We start from the raw sequence: 24831 nt of genomic DNA on the forward strand, positions 1-24831 counted from the left end.
TTTTCGGTCTCAGACCTTCGCGGGCGCCTTGGGAACGTAGCCCGGGATCAGCGCCTCGAACTCGTGCCGGAAGTGTTTGATCATGGCGCGCACCGGCATTGCGGCGGCGTCGCCCAGCGCGCAGATGGTGCGGCCCTGGATGTTGTCAGCCACCGAGTTGAGCAGGTCCATGTCGGTGGCCTTGCCTTCGCCGCGGTGGATGCGGTCCACCAGGCGCCACAGCCAGCCCGTGCCTTCGCGGCAGGGCGTGCACTGGCCGCAGGACTCGTGCATGTAGAAGTACGAGAGACGCTTGAGCGACTCGACCATGGAGCGGCTGTCGTCCATCACGATGACGGCGCCCGAACCCAGCATCGACCCGGCCTTGGCGATCGAGTCGTAGTCCATGGTGCACTCCATCATGGTGGAAGCGGGCAGCACCGGCGCCGACGATCCGCCCGGGATCACGGCCTTGAGCTGGCGGCCCTTGCGCACGCCGCCGGCCAGTTCGAGCAGTTTGGAGAAGGGCGTGCCCATCGGCACTTCGTAGTTGCCCGGCAGCTCGACGTCGCCGCTGACCGAATAGATCTTGGTGCCGCCGTTGTTCGGCTTGCCGCATTCCAGGTAAGCCTGGCCGCCGTTGTTGATGATCCACGGCACCGCGGCAAAGGTCTCGGTGTTGTTGATCGTGGTGGGCTTGCCGTACAGGCCGAAGCTGGCCGGGAACGGCGGCTTGAAGCGCGGCTGGCCCTTCTTGCCTTCCAGCGATTCGAGCAGCGCGGTTTCTTCGCCGCAGATGTAGGCGCCGAAGCCGTGCGCCGCATGCAGCTGGAAGTTGAAGGCGCTGCCCAGAATCCTGTCGCCGAGCAAGCCGGCGGCGCGCGCTTCTTCCAGTGCTTCTTCAAAACGGTCGTAGGTCTGGAAGATCTCGCCGTGGATGTAGTTGTAGCCCACGCTGATGCCCATCGCGTAGGCAGCGATGGCCATGCCCTCGATCACGATGTGCGGGTTGAACTGCAGGATGTCGCGATCCTTGCAGGTGCCCGGCTCGCCTTCGTCCGAGTTGCACACCAGGTACTTCTGGCCCGGGAACTGGCGCGGCATGAAGCTCCACTTCAGGCCCGTCGGAAAGCCTGCGCCGCCACGGCCGCGCAGGCCGGAGGTCTTGACTTCGGCAATCACCTGGTCGGGCGTGAGGCCCTCGGCGAGGATCTTGCGCAGGGCCTTGTAGCCACCGCGTGCTTCGTAGTCGGCCAGGCGCCAGTTGGTGCCGTCGAGGCCCGCATAGATCTGCGGCTCGATGTGGCGGTCGTGAAAGCAGGTCTGGACGCCCGTCGCCTGGAACTGGGCGAGGACTTGTTCGGCGGTCATCATGGCGCTTTCCCTTCGGCGCTGGCGCGCAAGCCATCGACCAGCTGGTCGAGCTTGTCGTCGCTCATGAAGCTGCACATCGTGCGGTCATTGACCAGCATCACCGGCGAATCGGCACACGCGCCCAGGCATTCGCTCTGCTGCAGGGTGAACAGGCCGTCCGGCGTGGTCTCGCCCATGTGGATGCCCAGCTTCTTCTCGAGGTGGGCCAGCGCGTGCTGGCCGTCGCGCAACTGGCACGGCAAGTTGGTGCAGACGTTGAGCTTGAACTTGCCAACCGGTCGCTGGTTGTACATGTTGTAGAAGGTCGTGACCTCGTGCACCGCGATCGGCGCCATGCCCAGGTAGGCGGCAACGTCGCGCTCGCGCTGCAGGCTCACGGAGCCCTCGTCCTGCTGGACGATCGTCAGGCAGGCCATCACCGCCGACTGCCTGCCGGTGGGCGTCGACGGGTACTTGGCCACTTCGCGCGCGAAACGCTCCAGCGTTGCCGCGGACAGGGGCGCCGCAGCGGCGCCCTGGTGGGTGTCGGTAGTCATGTGCTCACTCATCGATCGATCTCGCCGAACACGATGTCCATCGTGCCGATCACGGCCACGGCGTCGGCGATCATGTGGCCCCTGGCCATTTCGTCCAGCGCCGCCAGGTGCGGGAAGCCGGGGGCGCGGATCTTCAGGCGGTAGGGCTTGTTGGCACCATCGCTCACCAGGTAGATGCCGAACTCTCCCTTGGGATGCTCTACCGCCGCATAAGCCTCGCCCTCGGGTACGTGGAAGCCTTCGGTGAAGAGCTTGAAATGGTGGATCAGCTCCTCCATGTTGCTCTTCATCGATTCGCGCGAAGGCGCGGCCACCTTGTGGTTGGAGGTGATCACCGGGCCGGGGTTGGCGCGCAGCCAGGCCGAGCACTGCTGGATGATGCGGTTGGCCTGGCGCATTTCTTCCACGCGCACCAGGTAGCGGTCGTAGCAGTCGCCGGTCTTGCCGATCGGGATGTCGAAATCCATGCGGTCGTACACGTCGTAGGGCTGCTTCTTGCGCAGGTCCCACTCGACGCCCGAACCACGCAGCATCGGGCCGGTGAAGCCCAGGTTGAGCGCGCGCTCGGGCGTGACGACGCCGATGCCCACGGTGCGCTGCTTCCAGATGCGGTTGTCGGTGAGCAGCGTCTCGTACTCGTCGACCATCTTCGGGAAGCGCTTGCAGAAGTCGTCGACGAAGTCGAGCATCGAACCCTGGCGGTTCTCGTTGAGCCGCTCGATCGCCTTGGCGTTCTTGATCTTGCTGGCCTTGTACTGCGGCATCGAATCCGGCAGGTCGCGGTACACGCCGCCCGGACGGAAGTAGGCCGCGTGCATGCGCGCGCCGGAGACGGCCTCGTACAAGTCGAACAGGTCTTCACGCTCCCGGAAGCAGTAGATGAGCATGTTCATCGCACCGCAGTCCAGCCCGTGCGCGCCGAGCCACAGCAGGTGGTTCAACAGGCGCGTGATTTCCGCGAACATGACGCGGATGTACTGGGCGCGCTCGGGCACGTCCAGGTCCAGCATCTTCTCGATGGCCAGGCAGTACGCATGCTCGTTGCTCATCATCGACACGTAGTCGAGACGGTCCATGTAGGGCAGCGACTGGATGAAGGTGCGCGACTCGGCCAGCTTTTCGGTGGCGCGATGCAAGAGGCCGATGTGCGGGTCGGCGCGCTGGATGACTTCGCCGTCGAGCTCCAGCACCAGACGCAGCACGCCGTGCGCCGCAGGGTGCTGAGGTCCGAAGTTGAGGGTGTAGTTCTTGATTTCAGCCATGTGAGCGCAGCAAATCAGTGAAGGCCGCCGCCGTAGTTGTCTTCGCGGATCACACGCGGCGTGATCTCGCGCGGCTCGATCGTCACCGGCTGGTAGATGACGCGCTTCTGCTCGGGGTCGTAGCGCATTTCCACGTGGCCGGAGACCGGGAAATCCTTGCGGAAGGGATGGCCGATGAAGCCGTAGTCGGTCAGGATGCGGCGCAGGTCGCGATGGCCTTCGAAGACGATGCCGTACAGGTCGAAGGCTTCACGCTCGAACCATTCGGCGGCATTCCACAGCGGCGTGAGCGAATCCACCACCGGCAGGTCTTCATTGGGCGCAAACACCTTCAGGCGCACGCGCTGGTTGAGACTCACCGACAGGAGGTGGGTGGCGACGCAGAAGCGCTCGCCCTGCCACTCGCCGTCGCGGTAGTCGGCATAGTCCAGGCCAGCCAGGTCGATCAGTTGCTCGAAGCGGCAGCCCGGCGCGTCGCGCAGGATCTGCGCGGCTTCCAGGTAGTCGTCAGCGCCCACCACCACGGTGACTTCGCCCAGGGCGAGCGTCACGCGCTTGGCCTTGGCGCCGAGCGCCTCGGTGATGTTGGCTTGCAGGGCTTCGGGAGAGATGGCGATATCGGTCATCGTCGCAGTCATCGTCGTTGCGCCCTCAGGCCCGCGCAATGGTGTTGGTACGGCGGATCTTCTGCTGCAGCTGGATGATTCCGTACAGCAGCGCTTCCGCGGTGGGCGGGCAGCCGGGAACATAGACATCGACGGGCACGATGCGATCGCAGCCGCGCACCACCGAGTAGCTGTAGTGGTAGTAGCCGCCGCCGTTGGCGCACGAGCCCATCGACAGCACCCAGCGCGGCTCGGGCATCTGGTCGTAGACCTTGCGCAGCGCCGGCGCCATCTTGTTGCACAGGGTGCCGGCCACGATCATCAGATCGGACTGGCGCGGGCTCGGGCGAAACAGCATGCCGAAGCGGTCGATGTCGTAGCGGGCTGCGCCCGCATGCATCATCTCCACCGCGCAGCACGCGAGGCCGAATGTCATCGGCCACAGGGAGCCGGTCTTGGCCCAGTTCACCACCGTGTCGTAGGTGGTGGTGACAAAGCCTTCTTTCAGGACGCCTTCAATGGCCATTTTGCGTGTTCCTCGTCATTCCCAATCGAGCGCGCCTTTTTTCCACTCGTAGATGAAACCTACGACGAGGATGGCCAGGAAAATCATCATGGCCCAGAAGCCGGCGGCACCGATCTGCTTGAGCGCAATTGCCCAAGGAAAGAGAAAAGCGATTTCAAGGTCGAAGAGGATGAAGAGGATGGCTACCAGGTAGTAGCGAACATCAAACTTCATGCGCGCGTCTTCGAAGGCTTCGAAGCCGCACTCGTAGGGGGAGTTCTTCTTCTCGTCCGGGCGATTGGGACCCAGGAGATAGCCGAGGGCCTGCGGTGCGACACCTACACCGACACCGACCAGGATGAACAAGAGGACGGGGAGATAGGAATCGAGGCTCATCGGGGGTTTCTTTACCGCTTGCCACCGGCAGGAAATGGCTCCCTGCCGGTGAGATTTGGTGCCGTCGGCGAGACTCGAACTCGCACAGCTTTCGCCACTACCCCCTCAAGATAGCGTGTCTACCAATTTCACCACGACGGCGGTTTTGTGTGCCCGGATGGCATGAGGACCCGTTTGCTGGGTTTTGGCTTTCCGGACAGCTTTAGAGTTTACCCTGAAATGCAGCCGTTTCCGCTCACGACTGCACACAAGTTCATCGGCTTATTTGTTCGGGATCTGACCCGCGCCACCCGTCGCAGGGGCTGCAGGGGCTGCAGGCGCCGCAGGTGCGGGCGCTGCCGGCGCACCGGCGGCCGGTGCCGGCGCGGCGCCTGCCGGAATCTCGGAAGCGGAACCTGCGGGCGTGGCCGGCGCCGCGGGGGCCGGCGCCTGCGTGGCAGCGCGCTCGAGCAAGCTGGCGCCGCCCGTGGTCGGGCGCGAGTGGCTCAGGTAGGCCAGGCCCAGCGTGCAGATGAAAAACACCGCCGCCAGCACAGCCGTGGTGCGCGACAGGAAATTGGCACTGCCGCTGGCACCGAACAGGCTGCCGGCGCTGCCGCTGCCGAAGGCTGCGCCCATGTCGGCGCCCTTGCCGTGCTGGATCAGGATGAGGCCGATCATGGCCAGGGCGGACAGCATCTGGATGCCGACCAGCAGGTTCATAAACACGTTCATTCGCTCTAACTCCTAAATTCGAAAAATGGGCAGCGATTCAGTGCGCTGCCGCAATGATCTGCAGAAAGTCGGGCGCCTTCAGCGAGGCGCCGCCGATCAATCCGCCGTCGATGTCGGGCTGTGCCAGCAGTTGTGCCGCATTGGCGGCATTCATGCTGCCGCCATAAAGAATGCGGATGCCGGCGGCATGGTCGCTGGCCGCGTGGTGCAATTGCGCGCGCAGCAGCGCGTGCACGGCCTGGGCCTGTTCCGGCGTGGCCGTCTTGCCGGTGCCGATGGCCCACACGGGCTCGTAGGCCACCACGATCTCGCTGATGCAGTGCCCATTGACATGGATCACCGCCGCCAGCTGGCGCTTGACCACCTCTTCGGTGTGGCCGCCTTCGCGCTCGGCCAGGGTCTCGCCGACGCAGACGATGGGCGTCACGCCATGCTTGAGCGCAGCCGCGGTCTTGGCTGCCACCAGATCGTCGCTCTCGCCGTGGTGCTGGCGCCGCTCCGAGTGGCCGACTAGGCAATAGCGCACGCCGAACTCGCGCAGCATGGCCGCCGACTGCTCGCCGGTGTAGGCGCCCTGCTCGTGCTGCGACACGTCCTGCGCGCCGAGCGCGATGGACGTGCCCGCCACCAGCGATTGCACCTGCGCCAAATAGGGCGCAGGCACGCACACCGCCACGTCGCAGGCCGGCGGCGCGCCCAGGCCCTGCGCCAGCGCCTTCAGCAGGCTCTCGTTGGCCGCCAGGCTGCCGTTCATCTTCCAGTTGCCGGCGATCAGCTTCTTCTTGTTCATGTCGCTAGTTGTTGCTTGGGTCCTACCAGGTCAGCACGATCTTGCCGATGTGCTGGTTCGATTCCATCAAGGCATGCGCCCGGCTCGCGCCGGTGGGCTCGCCGCCGGCCGCAAAGGTGCTGTGGATCACCGGACGCACGGCGCCGCTTTCCAGCAGCGGCCAGACCTTCTCGCGCAGTGCCTTGGCAATGGCGCCCTTGAACGCCACCGGCCGCGGCCGCAAGGTCGAGCCGGTGATGGTCAGGCGCCGGCGCAGCACCTGCCCCGCATTGAAGCCGCTCTTGACGCCGCCCTGCACCGCGATGATGACCAGCCGGCCGTCGTCGGCCAGGCAGTCGATCTCGCGCGCCACGTAGTCGCCGGCCACCATGTCGAGGATCACGTCCACGCCCTTGCCCGCGGTGAGGCGCTTGACCTCTTCCACGAAATCGGAGCTTCTGTAATTGATTGCATGGTCTGCACCGAGGCGCTTGCACGCTTCGCACTTCTCGTCGCTGCCGGCGGTGGCGATCACGGTGGCGCCCAGCGCCTTGCCGAGCTGGATCGCCGTCACGCCGATGCCGCTGGTGCCGCCCTGGATCAACAGCGTCTCGCCCTGTTGCAGGCGGCCGCGATCGAACACATTGCTCCATACGGTGAAGAAGGTCTCGGGCAGCGACGCCGCCTCGATGTCGCTCCAGCCCTTGGGCACCGGCAGGCACTGCGCGACCGGCGCCACGCAGAGTTCTGCGTAACCGCCACCGGCCACCAGGGCGCAGACGCGGTCGCCAACACGCAAGCCGGCTTCGCGCAGCGCGGCCTCGTCGCCCGCCACGATCTCGCCAGCCACTTCCAGGCCCGGCAGGTCGGACGCGCCCGGCGGCACCGGGTAGTGACCCATTCGCTGCAGAACATCCGGCCGGTTGACGCCGCTTGCCGCAACGCGAATCAGCAGCTCACCCGCACCCGCAACCGGCGCGGAGCGCTCGGCCTCGCGCAGCATCTCGGGCGCACCATAGGACGCAATCTCGATGGCTTTCATGGTTCTCTGGTCGTCGAGCCACCCGGAACCGGGCGGCGGGAATGTTCAGATGGATGGCCAAGGCGTCAGGGCCCGCGCTGCGGCGGGCCCTTCGGCGGATCAGCCTTGCTGGCTATTGGACTCGGTGCCCGGCAGCGGCTGCTGCTCTTGCTGCTGGGGCGTGGCCGGTGCGACATCGGCGGTTTCGCCGTTGTTGCCGCGCGGTTGGCGGTCCTCGCGCGGCTGGCGATCTTCGCGGGGCGCACGGTCTTCGCGCGGAGCGCGCTCGCGGCGGTCGCCACGATCACCACGATCACCACGCTCGCCGCGGAATTCGCGCTCTTCGGGCATGCCAGCCGGACGCTCGGCCAGTGCCTTCATCGACAGCTTGACGCGGCCCTTGTCGTCGGTCTCGAGGACCTTGACCTTCACGATCTGGCCTTCGCTCAGGTAGTCGGTGACCTTCTCGACGCGCTCGTGCGCGATCTGGCTGATGTGCAGCAGGCCGTCCTTGCCGGGCAGCAGGTTGATCAGGGCGCCGAAGTCCAGGATCTTGGTGACCGGGCCTTCGTAGACCTTGCCGATTTCGACTTCGGCGGTGATCTGCTCGATGCGCTGCTTGGCGACGTCGGCCTTGGCGGCATCGGTCGCGGCGATGGTGATGGTGCCGTCTTCCTCGATGTTGATCTGGCAGCCGGTCTCTTCGGTCAGCGCGCGGATCACGGCGCCGCCCTTGCCGATCACGTCCCGGATCTTCTCGGGGTTGATCTTCATCGTGTAGAGCTTGGGCGCGAAGCTCGACACCTCCGTCTTGGCCTCGCCCATCGCCTCTTGCATCTTGCCCAGGATGTGCATGCGCGCTTCCTTGGCCTGGGCCAGGGCGACCTGCATGATTTCCTTGGTGATGCCCTGGATCTTGATGTCCATCTGCAGGGCGGTGATGCCGTTGGTGGTACCGGCCACCTTGAAGTCCATGTCGCCCAGATGATCTTCATCGCCCAGGATGTCGGTCAGCACCGCGAAGCGGTTGCCCTCCTTGATCAGGCCCATGGCGATGCCGGCCACGTGGGCCTTCATCGGCACGCCGGCGTCCATCATCGACAGGCAGCCGCCGCAGACCGAGGCCATCGACGAGGAGCCGTTGGATTCGGTGATTTCCGACACCACGCGAACGGTGTAGGGGAACTCTTCCTTGCTCGGCAGGCAGGCGACCAGCGCGCGCTTGGCCAGGCGGCCGTGGCCCACTTCGCGGCGCTTGGTGGAGCCCATGCGGCCCACTTCGCCGGTGGCAAAGGGAGGCATGTTGTAGTGGAACAGGAAGCGGTCTTCGAACTCGCCGGCCAGCGCGTCGATGCGCTGCGCATCGCGCTCGGTGCCCAGCGTGGTCACGACCAGCGCCTGGGTTTCACCGCGGGTGAACAGGGCCGAACCGTGGGTGCGGGGCAGCACGCTGTTGCGGATCTCGATGGGGCGCACGGTGCGCGTGTCGCGGCCGTCGATGCGCGGCTCGCCTTCGAGGATCTGGCTGCGCACGATCTTCGACTCGATGGCAAACAGCAGGTCGCTGACCTTGCCGGCGTCGAAGGGCTCGCCGCTTTCCTTCAGCGCCGCCAGCACGCCGGCGTTGGCTTCCTTCAGGGCTTGTGTACGGGCTTGCTTGCTGCGGATCTGGTAGACCGCGCGCAGCTTCTCTTCGGCCAGGCCGTTGACCTTGGCGACGAAGGCCTCGTCTTCGGCCGGGGCCTGCCAGTCCCACACCGACTTGCCGGCTTCGCGCACCAGTTCATGGATGGCGTTGATCGCCACGCGGGCTTGCTCGTGGCCAAACACCACGCCACCCAGCATGATTTCTTCCGACAGCTGCTGCGCTTCGGACTCGACCATCAGCACGGCAGCTTCGGTACCGGCGACCACCAGGTCCATCTGCGAATCCTTGCGGGCAGTCTGACCGGGGTTGAGCACGTACTGGCCGTTGATGTAGCCCACGCGGGCGGCGCCGATCGGGCCGCTGAAGGGCACGCCGGAGATCGACAGGGCCGCGCTCACGCCGATCATGGCGGCGATGTCGGCATCGACTTCGGGGTTGAGCGACAGCGTGTGGATGACCACGTGCACTTCGTTCAGGAAGCCTTCGGGGAACAGCGGGCGGATCGGGCGGTCGATCAGGCGCGAGGTGAGCGTTTCCAGCTCGCTCGGCTTGGCTTCACGCTTGAAGAAGCTGCCGGGAATCTTGCCGGCGGCGTAGGTCTTCTCGATGTAGTCGACGGTCAGCGGGAAGAAGTCCTGGCCCGCCTTGGCAGACTTGGATGCCACCACGGTGGCCAGCACCACGGTGCCGTCGATGTCGACCACGACAGCGCCAGAGGCCTGGCGCGCGATTTCGCCCGTTTCCATGACGACGGTCTTGTCGCCCCATTGGAAGGACTTGGTGACTTTGTTGAAGAGGCTCATGTTTGCTCCTGTTTTGATAGCAGACCACGAATGGCCTGCGGGGCTCGGAGCGCTTCGCAGAACACGATGCCATTCCAGTGAAACCCACCTTGGGACCTCATTGGAATGACACAGCTTCGCTCTGTTTGGCGGCTCCGAAGTGAAAAACGCCTGAGCTAGCGGGCTAACTCAGGCGTTTTACGCATGCAGTCGATGCTTACTTGCGCAGACCCAGCTTGGCGATCAGCGCGGTGTAGCGTTCGGCATCCTTGGACTTGAGGTAGTCCAGGAGCTTGCGGCGGCGGCTCACCATGCGCAGCAGACCGCGACGGCCGTGGTGGTCCTTGGCGTGCGTCTTGAAGTGAGGGGTGAGCTCGTTGATGCGGGCGGTCAGCAGTGCAACTTGCACTTCGGGGCTGCCGGTGTCGTTGGCGGCGCGGGCGTTGTCTTTGACGACTTCGGCCTTGATGGAGGCTGCGATCATTTCAATTTCCTTCTTGTTCCGACGATGTTTGACTTGCGGTTGGGCGCTGGAACTGAACCCACCGTGCGCTTTGCGAACTGCAAAACCCAGGAATTATAACGCGCCCGGGCCAGGCGACCTCCAGCGCCCCTGTCAGGCTATTGTGCGGTCAGCCAGGCCCGCAGCCGGCGGACGCCCTCTTCCAGCCGGCCCAGGTCCCTGGAGGCGAAGCACCAGCGAAGCCAGCCCTCACCTTCCGGGCCAAAGGCGGCGCCAGGCGCCAGACCCAGCCCGGCCTCCAGCACCAGCCGCTTGGCCAGCGCCAGGGAGTCGCCGAAACCTTCCAGCCGGAAGAAGGCGTACATGCCACCCTTGGCGGCTGCCACCTTGACGCCGGGCACGGCCGCCAGCAGCGGCACCAGGGTGTCCCGGCATTGCTTGAGGTGAGCGACCACTCGCGGCGTCACCTCGTCGGTGCGCTGCAGCGCCACGACGCCCGCGCGCTGCGTGAACACGCTGGCGCAGGAGGTGTTGAACTCGATGATCTTGCCCATCCCGTCGACCAATGAAGGCGGCAGCACCAGCCATCCCAGGCGCCAGCCGGTCATCAGGAAGCTCTTGCTGAAACTGTGCACCACCACCAGCCGGTCCTCCGACACCGAGATGTCGAGGAAGCTGGGCGCGCAGCCGTTGGGCGTGGGCTCGTAGTAGAGCCGCTCGTAGACCTCGTCGGCCAGGATCCAGGTGCCGGAGGCGCGGCAATGATCCAGCAGCGCCTGCTGCTCCTCGCGCGTCAGGGTCCAGCCGGTGGGGTTGTTGGGGGCGTTGACGATCAGGAGCCGAGTCTTGCCCGTGACGGCGGCGCGCACCGCCTGCAGGTCCAGCGTCCATTCGCCGTCCTTGGCCACCAGCGGCACGCAGCGCACCGTGGCCCCCATGATGGCCGGCTGCGCCGTCAGGTTGGGCCAGACCGGGGTGATGGCCACCACCTCGTCGCCGGCGTCGACCAGCGCCTGCACCGCTAGCATCAGCGCGTTCACGCCGCCCGAGGTGATGGCAATGCGGCCGGCGTCGATGCGTGGATGCAGCCGGCTCATGTAACTGCCGACCGCCTCGCGCAACTCGGGCAGGCCGAGGTTGTGCGCATAGAAGGTCTCGCCCTTTTGCAGCGAATCGATGGCGGCCTGGCGGATGAAGTCGGGCGTGACCTCGTCGCTTTCGCCGAACCAGAAGGGCAGCACGTCGTCGCGGCCGAGGCCGGCGTTGGCCACCTCGCGGATGCGCGAGGCTTCGAGGTCTTGAATGGCTTGTCGCATCGCTCAGGGCCTTTGCATGCGGCAGGTGGTGGGCATCTCGGCTTGCTGCGGCGCGATGGTCTTGATCACGCGAAAGCCGTAACCGGAGCCTTCCACGTCGAACTTGACGCCCGGCGTGCCCTGCTTGTCCATCAGCCCCACCACCAGCGGCTGCTGGAACTGGTGATCCGCCGCGCGCATGCGGCCACGCTGGCCGGCGAGTTGCACGTCGGCAGTTTCCATGGCGCGCGCCACCGCCACCGTGTCGGTGCTGCCGGCGCGCTCCAGCGACTGCGCCAGCGCTTCGACCAGCAGTTGCATGCGCATGTGGACGTAGTCGTCCGAGGCCTTCGGAAAGCGGGTGCGGAAGGCCTTGTAGAAGGCCTCCGACTCGGGCGTCTGCACATTGGGCAGCCAATCGGCCACCGCGACCACGCGGCCGATGCCGGCATCGCCGATGGCCGCGGGCGCACCCAGCGCATTGCCATAGAAGGTGTAGAACTTGCCCTGGTAGCCGGCCTCGCGCGCCGCCTTCACCAGCAGCGTGAGGTCATTGCCCCAGTTGCCGGTGATCACTGCCTGCGCACCGCTCGCCATGATCTTGCTGGCGTAGGGCGAGAAGTCCTTCACCCGGCCCATGGGATGCAGTTCGTCGCCGACGATCTGCACGTCGGGGCGAAGCTGCCCCAGCTGCTTGCGCGACTCGCGCAGCACTGCCTGGCCGAAGCTGTAGTCCTGCCCGATCAGGTAGGCGCGCTGCACCGACTTGTCGTCCTTGATCACTTCCATCAGCGCCGTCACCCGCATGTCCGCGTGGGCGTCGAAACGGAAATGCCAGAAGCTGCAGCGCTCGTTGGTGAGCACCGGATCCACCGCCGAGTAGTTCAGGAACAGGGTGCGGCGCGAGGGATCGCGCTCGTTGTTCTTCTCGATGGCGTCGATCAATGCCGCCGCCGTGGCCGAAGAGTTGCCCTGCAGCACGATGCGTGCACCGTCGTCGATGGCCGAACGCAGCGCCGACAGCGCCTCTTCGTTTTGCCCCTTGCTGTCGTAGCGATCCAGTTGCAGCTGGCGCGCGCCGCCAGGCAGCTTCACGCCGCCGCGCTGGTTGACCCGCTCCACCGCCCACAGCAGGTTGCGATACACGGCCTCGCCGGTGTTGGCGAAGGGGCCGCTCATGCTCTCGATCAATGCCAGGCGTATAGGGCTGCCGGCGGGCTGCGTCTGGGCGTGCAGCGGCGCCGCGAGGGCGGCGGCACATAGCGTCGCCAGGCCCAATTTCAAGGCCTTGCGGCGAACAAAAAGTCTTGGATTCATCGACTTGAAACGCCTGCCACCGCTACCAGTTTGGTTGCAGGCGGCACTCATGGTTGGAAGGCCGCGCAGTGTAAGGGACACACCTTTGTCCCCATGTGCTAATCACCCCCAAGGAGTTCCTGATGTTCTTCGCACCCACCGTTCGCACCCGCAGCTACTCGCCGCGCGCCTTCGACCACCGCCTCGAGCGCTTCTTCGACGACGCCCTCGCCTTCGCGCCGCAACGCTCCTTCCAACTGGAGCAGGACGAGAAGAGCTGGACCCTGTCGCTGGACGTTCCGGGCCTGTCGCGCGAAGACCTGACGATCGGCATCGAAGGCGCCGTGGTGCGCGTCGACAGCAAGGCCGACGCCAAGCGCCAGTACAAGGCAGCTTATGAACTGCCGCTGGAAATCGACGCGACCGCCAGCGAAGCCAAACTGGAAAATGGCGTGCTGACGCTCAAGCTGGCCAAGAAACTGCCGGAAAGCAAGGTTGCCCAATTGGCCATCAACTGATCGGCCTCAATGCCCCTCGCACAGAGGGAAAAACATGAAAGCCCGCCAATGGCGGGCTTTTCGTTGTTGCGCAAAAGCACCAAATGCAACCTTTAGTTGCCATTCCTTTTTGTGACGCATTCACAATAATGCCGTCTGGTGTAGCGTCTATGCCAAATTTCCGCGCCTTTGAGAGCTTTTCTGTGAAGTATTCACATATGTAGGCGCATCGCCGTGGCGATCACCCTTGACGCGAAGGAAACCAATGGATACGCAGCTCATGCCCGCGAGTACGAAGTCACGATCGGAAACGCTCATGGTCTTCCTGCCGGGTGCCTTTCTGCATCCGGACGAGTTCGAGCGCGAAGGCTTCGTGAACGCAGTGCGCGAGCGCGACTTGGCGGCTGATGTGCTGCTGGTGCACGCCGATGTCTCCTATTACTACGACCAGACCTTCATCGAGCGGCTGGATTCGGATGTCTTGCGGCCGCAACGGGCGCGCGGCTACAGCGCCATCTGGCTGGTGGGGATTTCCATCGGCGGCTTTGGCGCCCTGATCCACGAGCTGGCGCGCCCGGGCGGTGTCGATGGCATCGTCGCGCTGGCGCCCTACCTGGGCCGTCGCCCATTGGGCGCGGAAATTCACAAGGCCGGCGGCCTGCGCGCCTGGAAGGCCCCTGACGGCCCCCTGCCCGACCAGGAAATGGACCGCAAGCTGTGGCCCTGGCTGCAGCAATACGCCGATTCAAGGAAGGCGCAAAAGCACCTGCCGCCGCTCTATCTTGGCTTTGGCCTGGCCGACCGTTTCGCTTCCAACCACAAGCTGCTGGCCGAGGCCCTGCCCTCGGACCACGTCTTCACCACCGAGGGCGGTCATGACTGGCCGCAGTGGTCCAGGCTATGGAAGAAGATGCTGGACGTGCTGCCGCTGCCCGCCGTGAGCCATCAGCCCAGGCCAAGGCCCAGGATCAGGCCTGCGCAGGCAATGCATCCAATGGCCATCGCGGCTTGACGTCGAAGGCATAGCGTGCCGCGGGCTGTTCCAGCCCGGCCTGGATGCGCATGGCAGCCGCCATCGCGATCATGGCGCCGTTGTCGGTACACAGGTGCAATTCGGGGTAGTGAACGCGCACGCCGCGCTTGGCGCAGGCGGCATTCAGCTGCTCGCGCAGACGCTGGTTGGCGCCCACGCCACCGGCCACCACCAGGCGATTGAGTCCGGTCTGGTCCAGCGCCGCCAGCGATTTTTTCAGGAGCACTTCGACGATCGCCGCCTGGGTCGAGGCCGCCAGGTCGCGCTTGCGCGCCTCCAACTCATCGCCCACCTTGCGCACCTGCGTCAGCACGGCCGTCTTCAATCCGGCAAAGGAAAAGTCGAGATCGCCGCTGTGCAGCAGGGGACGAGGCAGCTTGAAGGCCGACTCGTCGCCGCCCTCCGCCAGCTTGGCCAGCCACGGCCCGCCGGGATAGGGCAGGCCCATCAGCTTGGCGCTCTTGTCGAAGGCTTCGCCGGCAGCATCGTCGATGGTTTCGCCCAGCACCTTGTAGTGCCCCACGGCGTCGACCTCCATCAGCTGGGTGTGGCCACCCGAGACCAGCAGCGCGACAAAGGGGAATTCCGGCGGGTCGGCGCTCAGGAAGGGCGACAGCAGGTGTCCTTCCAGGTGGTGCACGCCAAGCACCGGCTTGTCGAGCGCAGCGCCCAGGGCGCAAGCCACGCCGGCGCCCACCAGCAGCGCGCCGGCCAGGCCGGGGCCCCGCGTGTAGGCGACGACGTCGACATCGCCGATGGCGTAGCCCGCTTCGGCGAGCACCGTCTGGGTCAGCGGCAGCACGCGCCGGATATGGTCGCGGCTGGCCAGCTCCGGCACCACGCCGCCATAGGCCTGGTGCATGGCAATCTGGCTGTGCAGCGCATGCGCGGCCAGGCGCGGCACCGCGCTGCCTTGCAGCTCAACCAGCGCCACGCCGGTTTCATCGCACGAGGATTCGATTCCCAGAACAAACATGCAAGGAGTGTAGGCGGCACACCAGATTGGGGCATGAATGTTGCTCGATGTCCTCAGATCCCCACCCCCAAGCATGAGCACCGGCCTCAATTTCCTCGTTGCCGCCCTGCGTTGCGAAATCGACGCGCAGGGCGAGTTGGCGCGCACCAGCGAGCTGGTGGCGGCCATCGGCCGGCTGGTCCATGCGCTGCAGCGCGAGCGGGGCCTGTCCAACGGCCTCTTGGCTTCGCGCGGCCAGCGCTTTGGCGAGCGGCGCGAAGCGCAGATCCACGCGTGCCTGGCTTGCGAGCAGGCGGTGCGCGCCGGGTTCGACGCGTTGGCTGCCGAGCGCACCCGTCGCACCGTCAACGGCGCCCGCCTGTTCAGCCGCATCGCCTGGGTTCTACCCGGGCTGGACGCCTTGCCGGCCCTGCGCCAGCGCGTCGGCGCCCTCCAGATCGATACGGCCCATGCCACCGCGGCCTTCGTGAAGCTGATCGCCGGGCTGCTGGCCGTGGTCTTCGAGGCCGCCGACGGCGCCACCGACCCGGAGATCTCGCGCCGCCTGGTGGCGATGTTCAACTTCATGCAGGGCAAGGAATTCGCCGGCCAGGAGCGCGCCTGCGGCGCCGCCGCCTTCGCAGCTGGCCGCAGCGAGCCGGCGCGCCAGCAGCAGTGGCTGCAGCTGATCGCCTCGCAGGAGGCTTGCTTTCACACCTTCGTCGAATTCGCCAGCCCGTCGCTGGTCGAGCACTGGCGAACCAGCCAGGCCCCCGTCGAACTGGTGGAGCTGGAACGCCTGCGCCGGCTGGCCTGCGGCGCGCCCGCCGGGGCGGCGCTGGACGCCGAACTCAGCCCGATCTGGTTCGACTGCTGCACCCGCCGGATCGACGCCATGCAGGACATCGAGGCGCTGCTTGCCGCCGAGCTGCGCGCGCTGTCGCAAGAGCGCACGGCGCAGGCCCTGGCCGAACTGCAGGCGCACGAGCAGCTGCTGGCCCGCTGGGCGCAGCAGGGCCCGCCGGACACGGCTGATTTCTTCTTTGGCGATGCGCGCGGCGCGGATCCCGCGGCGCCGCCGCCCGCCGAGAGCGCCGCCACGCCCTACGGCCGCCAGCTGGAGCGCTCCATCCTGCAGCTGGTGCAAGAGCAGTCGCAGCGCCTGCAGGCCATGAACGACGAGCTGGAGACGGTGCGCGCCGCGCTGAACGAGCGCAAGGTGGTCGAGCGTGCCAAGGGCCTCTTGATGGCGCACCGGCGCCTCTCCGAGGACGAGGCGCACAAGATGCTGCGCCAGACCGCCATGAACCAGAAGCGCCGGCTGGTGGAAGTGGCCGAGTCGGTGCTGGCGATGGCGGAATTCCTGCCCAAGGATGCAGCGTCCTGAGCGCTGCCCGACCCGTATTGGTGCACTGCACAAGAAACGCGGTGCGGCCGGCTGGCTGAGCCAACTGCCTTTGGGCGTTGCCGCGCCGCGCCTTTCCCGCTCCTTTTTCGATAGCAGATGAATGATCGGGTCCCGCTGGCACGGCCCTTGCGTTCACCTGGCGCAAAGGCCAACGGCGGTCTTTCTTGAAAAAAGCAGGGGACATCCACGATGGGTGCCCGCCTGCAGCAACGGACAAAGGCGTCCCCATCCCGCAAGGGCTCGTTTTTCCACGAGCGTGCCCTGCGTGCGATGCGGACGCCTTTTTTGTTTTTCTCTTTACCAGTTGGAGTTCGCCCCATGATCGATCCGCAGCGCAAGCAGCCGCCAACGAACAAGCCCGGCCTCAGCCGCCGACGCGTCTTGCAGGGCGCCGCCATCGGCGCGCTCGGCATCGACCCCGCGCTGCGCGCCGCGGTCTGGGCCCAGGGCTCCGACAAGCCCGAGAAGGAAGAAGTCAAGATCGGCTTCATTCCGCTCACCGATTGCGCCAGCGTCGTCATGGCCTCGGTGCTGGGCATCGACAAGAAGTACGGCGTGAAGATCGTGCCCAGCAAGGAAGCCAGCTGGGCCGGCGTGCGCGACAAGCTGATCAACGGCGAACTGGACTTCGCCCACGTGCTCTACGGCCTGGTCTATGGCGTGCACTTGGGGCTAGGCGGCCCCAAGAAGGACATGGCCGTGTTGATGACCCTCAACAACAACGGCCAGGCCATCACCTTGTCGAAGAAGCTGGCCGACAAGGGCGCGGTGGACGGCGCCTCGCTGGCCAAGCTGATGGCCAGCCAGAAGGCCGAATACACCTTCGCCCAGACCTTCCCGACCGGCACGCACGCCATGTGGCTGTATTACTGGCTGGCGGCCAACGGCATCAACCCGATGAAGGATGCCAAGGTCATCACCGTGCCGCCGCCGCAGATGGTGGCCAACATGCGGGTGGGCAACATGGACGGCTACTGCGTGGGCGAGCCCTGGGGCCAGCGCGCCATCATGGACGGCATCGGCATCACCGCCGTGACCACGCAAGACATCTGGAAGGATCACCCGGAAAAGGTGCTGGGCACCACGGGCGACTTCGTCAAGAAGTACCCCAACACCGCGCGCGCCGTGACGGCCGCGATCATCGAAGCCGGCAAGTGGATCGACGCGGGCTTGCAGAACAAGAACAAGATGGCCGAGACGATTGCCGACAAGAGCTACGTCAACACCAGCGTCGACGCCATCAACCAGCGCATCCTGGGCCGCTACACCAACGGCCTGGGCAGGAACTGGGACGACCCCAATCACATGAAGTTCTACAACGACGGGGCGGTGACCTTCCCCTACCTGTCGGACGGCATGTGGTTCCTGACGCAGCACAAGCGCTGGGGCCTCCTGAAGGAGCATCCCGACTACCTCAAGGTGGCCACCGAGATCAACAAGCTCGACATCTACAAGCAGGCGGCGGCCGCCACCAAGACGCCGGTTCCCAAGGACGCGATGCGCAGCAGCAAGCTGTTCGACGGCGTGGTGTGGGACGGCAAGGATCCGAAGAAGTACGCCGATTCATTCAAGGTCAATGTCGCCTGACAAGGAGCCCATCATGGTCAGTGCCGTCTTTCACTCCCCGCTCGAGGCCGCGCGCGCGGTGCCCGTTCCCTCATCCGCCGCATCCAAACTGCCAGCCGCCGCGCCGGCGCCGGCCCGAGCTGTCGTGCCCCCGTTCTCCGAGCCGCCCGCCGCGCGTGTCCCGCGCGACTGGAGCTGGCTATGGATGCGCGTGCTGCCGCCGCTGCTGGGCCTGGGCCTTCTGGTGCTGGTGTGGGAGCTCGTGGCGCTGCGCAGCACCAGCGGCTTTCCCTCGCCGCTGGAAACCTGGAAGCAGGCGCTGGAGGTGTTCAGCGACCCGTTCTACAGCAAGGGGCCGAACGACCAGGGCGTGGGCTGGAACGTGCTGTCTTCGCTGCAGCGCGTGGCGCTGGGCTTCGGCCTGGCGGCGGCGGTCGGCATTCCGGCCGGCTTTGCCATCGGGCGCTTCGAATTTCTGGCGCGCATGTTCAATCCGCTGATCAGCCTGCTTCGGCCGGTGTCGCCACTGGCGTGGCTGCCCATCGGCCTCCTGGTCTTCAAGGGCGCCAATCCGGCGGCCATCTGGACCATCTTCATCTGCTCGATCTGGCCCATGGTCATCAACACCGCGGTGGGCGTGCAGCGCGTGCCGCAGGACTACATGAACGTGGCCAAGGTGCTTCAGCTGTCCGAATGGAAGGTGCTCACCCGGATCCTCTTTCCCGCCGTGCTGCCCTACATGCTGACCGGCGTCCGCTTGGCGGTGGGCACCGCCTGGCTGGTGATCGTCGCGGCCGAGATGCTGACCGGCGGCGTGGGCATCGGCTTCTGGGTCTGGGACGAGTGGAACAACCTCAACGTCAAGAACATCATCATCGCGATCTTCGTGATCGGCATCGTGGGCCTGGTGCTGGAGTTCGCGCTGATCCGCATCGCCACCGCATTCACCTTTGAGGAGGTCAAGGCATGAACAACGATGACAAGTACATCGAGATCCGCGGCGTCGAACAGCGCTTCAAGACCGCCAAGGGCAGCTTCCTGGCGCTGCAGGCCATCGACCTGGACGTGGCCAAGGGCGAGTTCGTCACCCTGATCGGCCACTCGGGCTGCGGCAAGTCGACTTTGCTCAACCTGATCGCCGGGCTCGCCGCACCAAGCCAGGGCACCCTCTTGTGCGCCAACCGCGAGATCCGCGGCCCCGGGCCGGAGCGCGCCGTGGTGTTCCAGAACCATTCGCTCTTGCCCTGGCTCACCTGCTTCGAGAACGTCTACCTGGCGGTGGAGCGGGTATTCGGTGCCACGGAAAACAAGGCCCAGCTCAGGGCGCGCACCGATGCGGCGCTGGCGCTGGTCGGCCTCACGGCCGCCGCTCAGAAGCGCCCGGGCGAAATCTCCGGCGGCATGAAGCAGCGCGTGGGCATCGCCCGCGCCCTGTCGATGGAACCGAAGGTGCTGCTGATGGACGAGCCCTTCGGTGCGCTGGACGCCCTCACCCGCGCCAAGCTGCAGGACGAACTGCTGGCCATCGTCGTCAACACCCGCAGCACTGTGGTGATGGTGACCCACGACGTGGATGAGGCGGTGCTGCTGTCCGACAAGATCGTAATGCTCACCAACGGCCCCGGCGCCACCATCGGCGAGGTGCTGAAGGTCGATCTGCCGCGCCCGCGCAACCGCGTCGAACTCGCCGAAGAGCCCACCTACGTTCACGCCCGCAAGGCCGTGATCGACTTCCTCTACACGCGCCAAGCGCACGTGGAGAAGGTCGCGGCGTAGGCCAAAGAATGGGCCAGCGTCATGCACGCTCGCCACTCCCATTCCAGCCCCACACCGCGGAACCGGCTCCGCCGGGCCGCCGGTGGGGTCCCCTCCTCGGGAGGTGGCGAATTACACGGAGCAGAGCGGAGTGAAAAGCCGGGAGGCTTCAGTGCGCCCTCCTCGGGAGGTGGCGAACTACACGCAGCGAAGCGCAGTGAGAAGCCGGGAGGCTTCATTTCAAGACATGATGACCTGGAGGCTGTGCTCGTAGGCGGCGGTGAGCTGGTCGAAGCTTTGCAGCAGCGCCTCGCTGGAGCGCACCAGCGCCATGCGGCCTTCGGCGCTGTCGGCATTGCGCACGCCGCCCAGCAGGCGCAACCATTCGTCGCGCGCAGCGGCCAGCGTGGCGCGGATCTCGCTCGAGCTGAGCGGCGCGCGTTCCAGTTCCAAGAGGGCGGCTTCGAATTCGTCCATGGTCGGCGCGAGCCGGGCCTGGGCATCCGCCAGGCCGAGCACCGAAGCCAGCAGCGCGTCCTTGGCCAGGCGCTGGGCGCGCATGCGCTGGCGTCCGCAGATGTTGACGATGCGCAGGGCGCGGCGTGCGCCGGTGGCTTCCAGCGCATCGGCGAGCGCTTCCGCTCTTTCCAGCAAGGCTTGCGCATGCGCGTCCAGTTCGGCCAGGCTGGCGGGTGCCAAACGCTCGTCCAGTGCGCCGGAAAATTGGTCCCAGGCCACGCGCACGCCAGCCAGGTCCTGCGCGCCACGCTCGTCGAGCGCCAGGGTGCCCAGGTAGTCCAGGTTGGCCTGCACCCGCTCCACCGACTCCTTGCGCAGCACCTGGCTGCGCCGCACATCGACCTTGGCCAGGGCCTGCACCGCCAGCCGCGCGAGCCGCTGCGACAGCATGCGCAGCTGGCCGGCGCGATTGATGGCCTCGGCCCATTGCGCGGCCTCCAGCACCGAGCGCGAAACCTCGCCCAGGCGCAGGTTGGCATGCATCGCCGCGCCGCGCAGCAGGCCGAAGGCTTCGTCCTCGCCGATGCCGCGGGCCGACATCAGGAGGCCCTTGGCGCGGTCGATCCACTTGCGCTCGTCCAGGCGCGCTTGCAGCGCTTCGATCTGCGCGCGCAGGCCGGCCTCGCGCTGCCAGCGCGTCTGAGCCAGCGCGAGCAGCGCCGCCAGGCCGTCTGTATCGAGGCCTTCGCGCACGGCCCAGGCCTGCACGCCCAGCGCCACCAGCGCGTCCTGAAGCTCGCGCCCGGGCGCTGCCGCACACAGCAGACTCAGTGCGCAAGGCGGCCGGCCTTCCCAGGCACGCAACGCGTCGAGCAGTTCGCCCATTTCGCCAGCATCCGGTGCACAGATCAGGACCTGGCGAGGTGCATGCTCCGCGACCGCCTGCACCAGCTTGCTGCAGGCGTCTTGCCCGGCGAGCGTGAGCCGCGCGTCCGGCAGCGCTGCATGCAGCGGCGTGAGGCAGGCGATGTCGGCGTTTTCACCGGGCAGAACCAGAAGAAGAGAGTTCATGACAAGGCCGCGAGCATAGAGGCTGGGAGTTTTTCTCGCATGCCCGAGCAGACCGCGCTGGCGTGCCCAATCAAGGCGCAAAGCACAGCCGTAGCTTGGGCTACGGCGAGCATTTGCAACGCAGAGTGGGCGCGTCAGGGCGGGATGAGCGGGCATGGGGGAAAGACTCTCAGCCTCATCGGCCAGGCGCGTGCATCAAATCAGGCACGCCTCTTGCAAGACTGTGGGGGCGGTGTAACGAAGCACCGCTTTGGTGATGACGACGCGGCGCCCTTTCGCCGTGTCTCGTGCGCGGCCGGGGCCAGCCCGCCCGGCACAACACCCTTCATGCCGGCGGCGTTCGTCGCCGGCCCCCCGATCCCACTCCATCCCACGACCCAGCCTCTCGCAAGGCTGCGCCGAGGCATTTGCATTTGAAGAACAGAGCGCCATGACCAGCTTCAAGTCCTTTCTGAAATCCGGCCACGGACCGACCCTCTTCGCGGCCTTCCTGTACTTCGCCTTCTCGTGTTGCATCTGGGTGCTCAACGGCGCGATGGCGCCCTTCATCAGCGAGACCTTCAACCTCTCGCCGGCGCAAAAGGGCCTGATGCTGTCGGTGCCCATCATTGCTGGCGCGCTGATGCGCTTTCCGCTGGGCGTGCTCTCCCAATACATCGGTCGCAAGAACGCGACGCTGGTCGAGATGGGCCTGATCGCGGTGGCCATGCTGTTCGGCTTCTTCATGGTCAAGAGCTTCAACGACCTCTTGGCCATGGGCGTGCTGCTGGGCATTGCGGGCGCCAGCTTCGGCGTGGCACTGTCGCTGGGCTCGGGCTGGTTCCCGCCGCAGCACAAAGGCCTGGCCATGGGCCTCGTGGGCGCCGGCAATGTCGGCACCGCGGTATCGGTGCTGGTGGCGCCGCCGCTGGCGCAATGGCTGGGCTGGCAGAGCGTCTACGCGGTGGCGGCCGGCGCCATCCTGCTGCCGATGCTGGTGATGGTGTTCCTCGCGAAGGAGCCGCCGGACGTCGACAGCCACGCGAGCTTGCGCGCGCACATCGCCTGTCTGTTCGAGAAGGACGGCTGGGTCTTCAGCCTGATCTACGGCGTGACCTTCGGCGGCTTCATCGGCCTCACGACCTTCCTGCCCTCCTACTATCACGACCAGTTCGGCGTGAGCAAGGTGCAGGCGGGCCAGCTGACCATGCTGGCGGCCTTCATGGGCGCGGCGGTGCGGGTCTTCGGCGGCTGGATCTCGGACCGCTGGGGTGGCGTCAACACGCTCACCCTGGTGCTGGTGGTCGTCACCGTGGCCCTCACGCTGGTGGGCCTCGCCTCATCCTCGCTGGCCCTCACCACCTTGCTCCTGATCGTGTGCTTTGCCGCGCTGGGCGCGGGCAATGGCGCCCTGTTCCAGCTGGTGCCGCTGCGCTGGCCCACCAGCACCGCGGTGGCCGGCTCGATGATCGGCGAGATCGGTGCCCTGGGCGGCGGCCTGGTGCCCAACGCCATGGGCTTGTCCAAGCAGTACCTGGGCAGCTACCTGTGGGGCTTCGTCTTCTTCGCCGTCCTGTCGCTGGTGATGCTGGGCGTGATGCGCGTCATGCAGATCCGCTGGACGCGCACCTGGGCGGAAAAAGGCGGCCGTGCGCGCCTGGCGGCTGCAGCCCATGACGCGCCGGCCAGCAAGAGCGCCGAGCTGCGCAGGGCGGCACGGCCATGAAGACCCGCCCTACCCGCTCAGCGTGGCAAGAACAAGAGCCACACGATGAGCAACAGGTTCAGCAGCAGCGAGAGGCCCAGCCCGAGCTTGAGCAGCGCGGCCGGGTCGCGCTGCAACAGCGGCGTGGCCGCGGGCGCGCCGATGGCCCGCGAAGCGCCGCGTTCCAGCGCCAGCAGCAGCTCCTCGGCGGTCTCGAAGCGCTGGCGCGGGTCCCTTGCCACCGCCTTGCGCACCAGGTGGTCCAGCCACACGGGCACGTCGGGGCGGATGCGCGTCAGCGAGGCGGGGTCGTGCCGGTAGCGTGCAGCCTGGTAGGGCTCGATCTCGCCATAGGGCAGGCGGCCGGCCAGCCACTGGTAGAGCGTCGCGCCGAGCGCGAAGAGGTCGCTCGCGGCGTCGGCCGGCGCGCCATCCCACTGCTCGGGATTGATGTAGCTGGGCGTGCCGGCATGCAGCTCGCGCTGGGCCGCGCTCTCGCGGCCGGACAAGGCCACGCCCAGGTCCAGGATGCGCCAGTGCCCGTCGTCGCCCCGATGCAGATTGCCGGGCTTGATGTCGCGATGCACGACACCCTGGCGGTGCAGGCGCCCCAGGGCCTTGCTGAGTTCGATGGCCGCGGCCACCACCTCGGCCACGCTGCCGCGCCGCTCGCTCTTTTGCATCTGCTCCAAGGTCTGGCCACCGTGCCAGTCGAACACCAGGTACAGGGCGCTGGCATCGGCGGCACGCTCATGCACCCGCACCAGCCCGCTGTCGGCACGCGCGCTGACACGCAAGCCCAGCCAGGCCTCGTGCGCCAGCATGGCGCGCTCCTCGGGGTCGCTGGCGCGCGAGGGATGCAGGGTCTTCAGCGCCACCAGCGTGCGGGTCTGAGGATGGCGCGCCTGGTAGAGCAGATGCACGCCGGTGTCGGCCACCGGGGCCGTGATCTGGTAGCCGTCGAGCACGTCGCCCACCTTGAGCACGGGCGGCGGATCGAGCCGGCGCACGTCGCCCAGCTCATCGTCGAGTTGCCGGGCATCGAGGCCCAGCACGCGGATCACCAGGGCGGTGGCGTTGTCGCGCGAACCGACGGCCAGCGCCGCCTCCACCAGCGCCTCGCTGGCCTGCGCCGCGCTGTCGCCCTGCAAGGCCAGCGCGCCGATCTGCGCCGGCTTGAGCACGCCGTGCACGCCGTCGCTGCTGAGCACGAAGCAGTCGCCCACGCGCGCATCGCCCTGGGCGTAGTCGACCCGCACCTGGTCGTCCAGGCCGATGGCGCGGGTCAGGCGGCTGCGCAGGTCCGGATGGTCGAAGGCATGGTCCTGCGTCAGCAACTGGGCCGCCGCGTCGCCGGCACGCACGCGCCAGGCGCGGGTGTCGCCCACGTGGGCCAGGGTGTAGCTCTGGCCGTGCAGCACCAGCGCCGTCAGGGTGGTCAGCGCCGCGCCCGCATGGCGGCGCCGGTTGTGGTCGGCCAGCCAGGCGTTCTGCGCGCCGATCAGCCGGTCCAGCGCCGCCGTGGGCTCCCAGGTGTCGGGCGTGGCGAAGTAGTCGGCCAAGAGCCCCATCACCGTGCTCTGCGCCGCCTCCAGGCCGTGGCCGCCGGTGGAGACGCCGTCGGCAATGGCGCCGATCAGCCCGCGCGCCTCCTCGCCGGGCGGCGCATGCACGCAGCCGGCGAAGTCTTCGTTCAGCTCGCGCGGCCCGCGCCGGCTCTGGTAGCCGATATCCACTTCAAAGCTCATGGCGCGCGAT

At 66.7% G+C, this 24831-nt stretch carries 23 protein-coding genes and 1 tRNA gene; 7 read left to right on the top strand and 17 right to left on the bottom strand.

The annotated features are described in order from the left end of the window. Positions 1–9 precede the first annotated feature (9 nt). The 14 genes from nuoF to ACIPRI_RS00850 all read right to left on the bottom strand — a co-directional run bounded on the left by nuoF (position 10) and on the right by ACIPRI_RS00850 (position 12666). Positions 10–1353, bottom strand: a complete 1344-nt coding sequence (gene nuoF / locus ACIPRI_RS00785) for an NADH-quinone oxidoreductase subunit NuoF (RefSeq protein ID WP_446587500.1) — start codon at positions 1351–1353, stop codon at positions 10–12. Further along, positions 1350–1889: an NADH-quinone oxidoreductase subunit NuoE family protein gene (locus tag ACIPRI_RS00790; protein WP_446587502.1), complete on the bottom strand. Its 540-nt coding sequence runs from the start codon at positions 1887–1889 to the stop codon at positions 1350–1352. The genes nuoF and ACIPRI_RS00790 overlap by 4 nt, the downstream gene beginning before the upstream one ends. An 8-nt stretch (positions 1890–1897) precedes the next feature. Continuing rightward, on the bottom strand, positions 1898–3151 hold the full coding sequence (locus tag ACIPRI_RS00795) for an NADH-quinone oxidoreductase subunit D (RefSeq protein WP_446587504.1): 1254 nt from the start codon (positions 3149–3151) through the stop codon (positions 1898–1900). Between the two features lie 14 nt (positions 3152–3165). Further along, positions 3166–3777, bottom strand: coding sequence for an NADH-quinone oxidoreductase subunit C (locus tag ACIPRI_RS00800; protein ID WP_446587506.1), 612 nt, complete (start codon positions 3775–3777; stop codon positions 3166–3168). A gap of 25 nt (positions 3778–3802) precedes the next feature. Further along, a complete protein-coding gene (locus ACIPRI_RS00805; RefSeq protein WP_068644562.1) occupies positions 3803–4282 on the bottom strand; it encodes a NuoB/complex I 20 kDa subunit family protein in 480 nt (159 codons plus the stop codon). Between the two features lie 15 nt (positions 4283–4297). Then, positions 4298–4657 carry an NADH-quinone oxidoreductase subunit A gene (locus ACIPRI_RS00810; RefSeq protein ID WP_446587509.1) on the bottom strand — a complete coding sequence of 120 codons (360 nt, stop codon included), beginning with the start codon at positions 4655–4657 and terminating at the stop codon, positions 4298–4300. A 56-nt stretch (positions 4658–4713) separates the two neighbouring features. Beyond that, a tRNA-Leu gene (locus ACIPRI_RS00815) sits at positions 4714–4798 on the bottom strand. A gap of 120 nt (positions 4799–4918) precedes the next feature. Then, complete coding sequence (gene secG, locus ACIPRI_RS00820; RefSeq protein ID WP_446587511.1) at positions 4919–5371, bottom strand: preprotein translocase subunit SecG; 453 nt, start codon at positions 5369–5371, stop codon at positions 4919–4921. Positions 5372–5408: 37 nt separating this feature from the next. Beyond that, entirely contained in the window at positions 5409–6161 is a 753-nt protein-coding gene (gene tpiA / locus ACIPRI_RS00825; RefSeq protein ID WP_446587513.1) for a triose-phosphate isomerase, read from the bottom strand. Positions 6162–6183: 22 nt separating this feature from the next. Next, positions 6184–7182 (bottom strand): NAD(P)H-quinone oxidoreductase, encoded by a 999-nt coding sequence (locus ACIPRI_RS00830; RefSeq protein WP_446587515.1) that lies wholly within the window; start codon positions 7180–7182, stop codon positions 6184–6186. 99 nt (positions 7183–7281) lie between these two features. Beyond that, entirely contained in the window at positions 7282–9612 is a 2331-nt protein-coding gene (gene pnp, locus ACIPRI_RS00835) for a polyribonucleotide nucleotidyltransferase (RefSeq protein WP_446587517.1), read from the bottom strand. Positions 9613–9808: 196 nt separating this feature from the next. After that, positions 9809–10075 (bottom strand): 30S ribosomal protein S15, encoded by a 267-nt coding sequence (gene rpsO / locus ACIPRI_RS00840; RefSeq protein WP_056579564.1) that lies wholly within the window; start codon positions 10073–10075, stop codon positions 9809–9811. A gap of 137 nt (positions 10076–10212) precedes the next feature. Then, on the bottom strand, positions 10213–11370 hold the full coding sequence (locus ACIPRI_RS00845; RefSeq protein ID WP_446587520.1) for a pyridoxal phosphate-dependent aminotransferase: 1158 nt from the start codon (positions 11368–11370) through the stop codon (positions 10213–10215). A gap of 3 nt (positions 11371–11373) precedes the next feature. Next, positions 11374–12666, bottom strand: a complete 1293-nt coding sequence (locus ACIPRI_RS00850) for a branched-chain amino acid ABC transporter substrate-binding protein (RefSeq protein ID WP_446587522.1) — start codon at positions 12664–12666, stop codon at positions 11374–11376. A gap of 122 nt (positions 12667–12788) precedes the next feature. Between ACIPRI_RS00850 and ACIPRI_RS00855 the strand changes: the two genes are divergently transcribed. Then, positions 12789–13163: an Hsp20/alpha crystallin family protein gene (locus tag ACIPRI_RS00855; protein ID WP_446587524.1), complete on the top strand. Its 375-nt coding sequence runs from the start codon at positions 12789–12791 to the stop codon at positions 13161–13163. A 259-nt stretch (positions 13164–13422) separates the two neighbouring features. Then, positions 13423–14154, top strand: coding sequence for an alpha/beta hydrolase-fold protein (locus ACIPRI_RS00860; RefSeq protein ID WP_446587526.1), 732 nt, complete (start codon positions 13423–13425; stop codon positions 14152–14154). Here ACIPRI_RS00860 and tsaD read toward each other — a convergent pair. Next, positions 14111–15151 (bottom strand): tRNA (adenosine(37)-N6)-threonylcarbamoyltransferase complex transferase subunit TsaD, encoded by a 1041-nt coding sequence (gene tsaD, locus ACIPRI_RS00865; RefSeq protein ID WP_446587528.1) that lies wholly within the window; start codon positions 15149–15151, stop codon positions 14111–14113. The genes ACIPRI_RS00860 and tsaD overlap by 44 nt on opposite strands. Before the next feature lie 73 nt (positions 15152–15224). On the opposite strand from tsaD, the gene ACIPRI_RS00870 reads away from it, so the two are divergent. The 4 genes from ACIPRI_RS00870 to ACIPRI_RS00885 all read left to right on the top strand — a co-directional run bounded on the left by ACIPRI_RS00870 (position 15225) and on the right by ACIPRI_RS00885 (position 19880). Continuing rightward, on the top strand, positions 15225–16517 hold the full coding sequence (locus tag ACIPRI_RS00870; RefSeq protein ID WP_446587530.1) for a nitrate- and nitrite sensing domain-containing protein: 1293 nt from the start codon (positions 15225–15227) through the stop codon (positions 16515–16517). Between the two features lie 339 nt (positions 16518–16856). After that, positions 16857–18125, top strand: coding sequence for a CmpA/NrtA family ABC transporter substrate-binding protein (locus tag ACIPRI_RS00875; RefSeq protein WP_446587532.1), 1269 nt, complete (start codon positions 16857–16859; stop codon positions 18123–18125). A gap of 13 nt (positions 18126–18138) precedes the next feature. Continuing rightward, on the top strand, positions 18139–19074 hold the full coding sequence (gene ntrB, locus ACIPRI_RS00880; RefSeq protein WP_446587534.1) for a nitrate ABC transporter permease: 936 nt from the start codon (positions 18139–18141) through the stop codon (positions 19072–19074). Further along, entirely contained in the window at positions 19071–19880 is an 810-nt protein-coding gene (locus ACIPRI_RS00885; RefSeq protein ID WP_446587536.1) for an ABC transporter ATP-binding protein, read from the top strand. The genes ntrB and ACIPRI_RS00885 overlap by 4 nt, the downstream gene beginning before the upstream one ends. A gap of 219 nt (positions 19881–20099) precedes the next feature. Here the strand turns inward: ACIPRI_RS00885 and ACIPRI_RS00890 are convergent, their stop codons facing one another. Beyond that, positions 20100–21389, bottom strand: a complete 1290-nt coding sequence (locus ACIPRI_RS00890) for an ANTAR domain-containing protein (RefSeq protein WP_446587538.1) — start codon at positions 21387–21389, stop codon at positions 20100–20102. A 430-nt stretch (positions 21390–21819) separates the two neighbouring features. On the opposite strand from ACIPRI_RS00890, the gene ACIPRI_RS00895 reads away from it, so the two are divergent. Then, complete coding sequence (locus ACIPRI_RS00895; RefSeq protein ID WP_446587541.1) at positions 21820–23094, top strand: MFS transporter; 1275 nt, start codon at positions 21820–21822, stop codon at positions 23092–23094. Positions 23095–23111: 17 nt separating this feature from the next. Here the strand turns inward: ACIPRI_RS00895 and ACIPRI_RS00900 are convergent, their stop codons facing one another. Further along, positions 23112–24821, bottom strand: coding sequence for a bifunctional protein-serine/threonine kinase/phosphatase (locus ACIPRI_RS00900; RefSeq protein WP_446587543.1), 1710 nt, complete (start codon positions 24819–24821; stop codon positions 23112–23114). Positions 24822–24831 lie beyond the last annotated feature (10 nt).

It is taken from the genome of Variovorax sp. LARHSF232 (assembly GCF_052871435.1).

Excerpts from the sequence above, each read along its gene's own strand:
- nuoF (WP_446587500.1), bottom strand. The coding sequence starts at position 1,353 with ATGATGACCGCCGAACAAGTCCTCGCCCAGTTCCAGGCGACGGGCGTC.
- ACIPRI_RS00790 (WP_446587502.1), bottom strand. The coding sequence starts at position 1,889 with ATGACTACCGACACCCACCAGGGCGCCGCTGCGGCGCCCCTGTCCGCG.
- ACIPRI_RS00795 (WP_446587504.1), bottom strand. The coding sequence starts at position 3,151 with ATGGCTGAAATCAAGAACTACACCCTCAACTTCGGACCTCAGCACCCT.
- ACIPRI_RS00800 (WP_446587506.1), bottom strand. The coding sequence starts at position 3,777 with ATGACCGATATCGCCATCTCTCCCGAAGCCCTGCAAGCCAACATCACC.
- ACIPRI_RS00805 (WP_068644562.1), bottom strand. The coding sequence starts at position 4,282 with ATGGCCATTGAAGGCGTCCTGAAAGAAGGCTTTGTCACCACCACCTAC.
- ACIPRI_RS00810 (WP_446587509.1), bottom strand. The coding sequence starts at position 4,657 with ATGAGCCTCGATTCCTATCTCCCCGTCCTCTTGTTCATCCTGGTCGGT.
- secG (WP_446587511.1), bottom strand. The coding sequence starts at position 5,371 with ATGAACGTGTTTATGAACCTGCTGGTCGGCATCCAGATGCTGTCCGCC.
- tpiA (WP_446587513.1), bottom strand. The coding sequence starts at position 6,161 with ATGAACAAGAAGAAGCTGATCGCCGGCAACTGGAAGATGAACGGCAGC.
- ACIPRI_RS00830 (WP_446587515.1), bottom strand. The coding sequence starts at position 7,182 with ATGAAAGCCATCGAGATTGCGTCCTATGGTGCGCCCGAGATGCTGCGC.
- pnp (WP_446587517.1), bottom strand. The coding sequence starts at position 9,612 with ATGAGCCTCTTCAACAAAGTCACCAAGTCCTTCCAATGGGGCGACAAG.
- rpsO (WP_056579564.1), bottom strand. The coding sequence starts at position 10,075 with ATGATCGCAGCCTCCATCAAGGCCGAAGTCGTCAAAGACAACGCCCGC.
- ACIPRI_RS00845 (WP_446587520.1), bottom strand. The coding sequence starts at position 11,370 with ATGCGACAAGCCATTCAAGACCTCGAAGCCTCGCGCATCCGCGAGGTG.
- ACIPRI_RS00850 (WP_446587522.1), bottom strand. The coding sequence starts at position 12,666 with ATGAATCCAAGACTTTTTGTTCGCCGCAAGGCCTTGAAATTGGGCCTG.
- ACIPRI_RS00855 (WP_446587524.1), top strand. The coding sequence starts at position 12,789 with ATGTTCTTCGCACCCACCGTTCGCACCCGCAGCTACTCGCCGCGCGCC.
- ACIPRI_RS00860 (WP_446587526.1), top strand. The coding sequence starts at position 13,423 with ATGCCCGCGAGTACGAAGTCACGATCGGAAACGCTCATGGTCTTCCTG.
- tsaD (WP_446587528.1), bottom strand. The coding sequence starts at position 15,151 with ATGTTTGTTCTGGGAATCGAATCCTCGTGCGATGAAACCGGCGTGGCG.
- ACIPRI_RS00870 (WP_446587530.1), top strand. The coding sequence starts at position 15,225 with ATGAGCACCGGCCTCAATTTCCTCGTTGCCGCCCTGCGTTGCGAAATC.
- ACIPRI_RS00875 (WP_446587532.1), top strand. The coding sequence starts at position 16,857 with ATGATCGATCCGCAGCGCAAGCAGCCGCCAACGAACAAGCCCGGCCTC.
- ntrB (WP_446587534.1), top strand. The coding sequence starts at position 18,139 with ATGGTCAGTGCCGTCTTTCACTCCCCGCTCGAGGCCGCGCGCGCGGTG.
- ACIPRI_RS00885 (WP_446587536.1), top strand. The coding sequence starts at position 19,071 with ATGAACAACGATGACAAGTACATCGAGATCCGCGGCGTCGAACAGCGC.
- ACIPRI_RS00890 (WP_446587538.1), bottom strand. The coding sequence starts at position 21,389 with ATGAACTCTCTTCTTCTGGTTCTGCCCGGTGAAAACGCCGACATCGCC.
- ACIPRI_RS00895 (WP_446587541.1), top strand. The coding sequence starts at position 21,820 with ATGACCAGCTTCAAGTCCTTTCTGAAATCCGGCCACGGACCGACCCTC.
- ACIPRI_RS00900 (WP_446587543.1), bottom strand. The coding sequence starts at position 24,821 with ATGAGCTTTGAAGTGGATATCGGCTACCAGAGCCGGCGCGGGCCGCGC.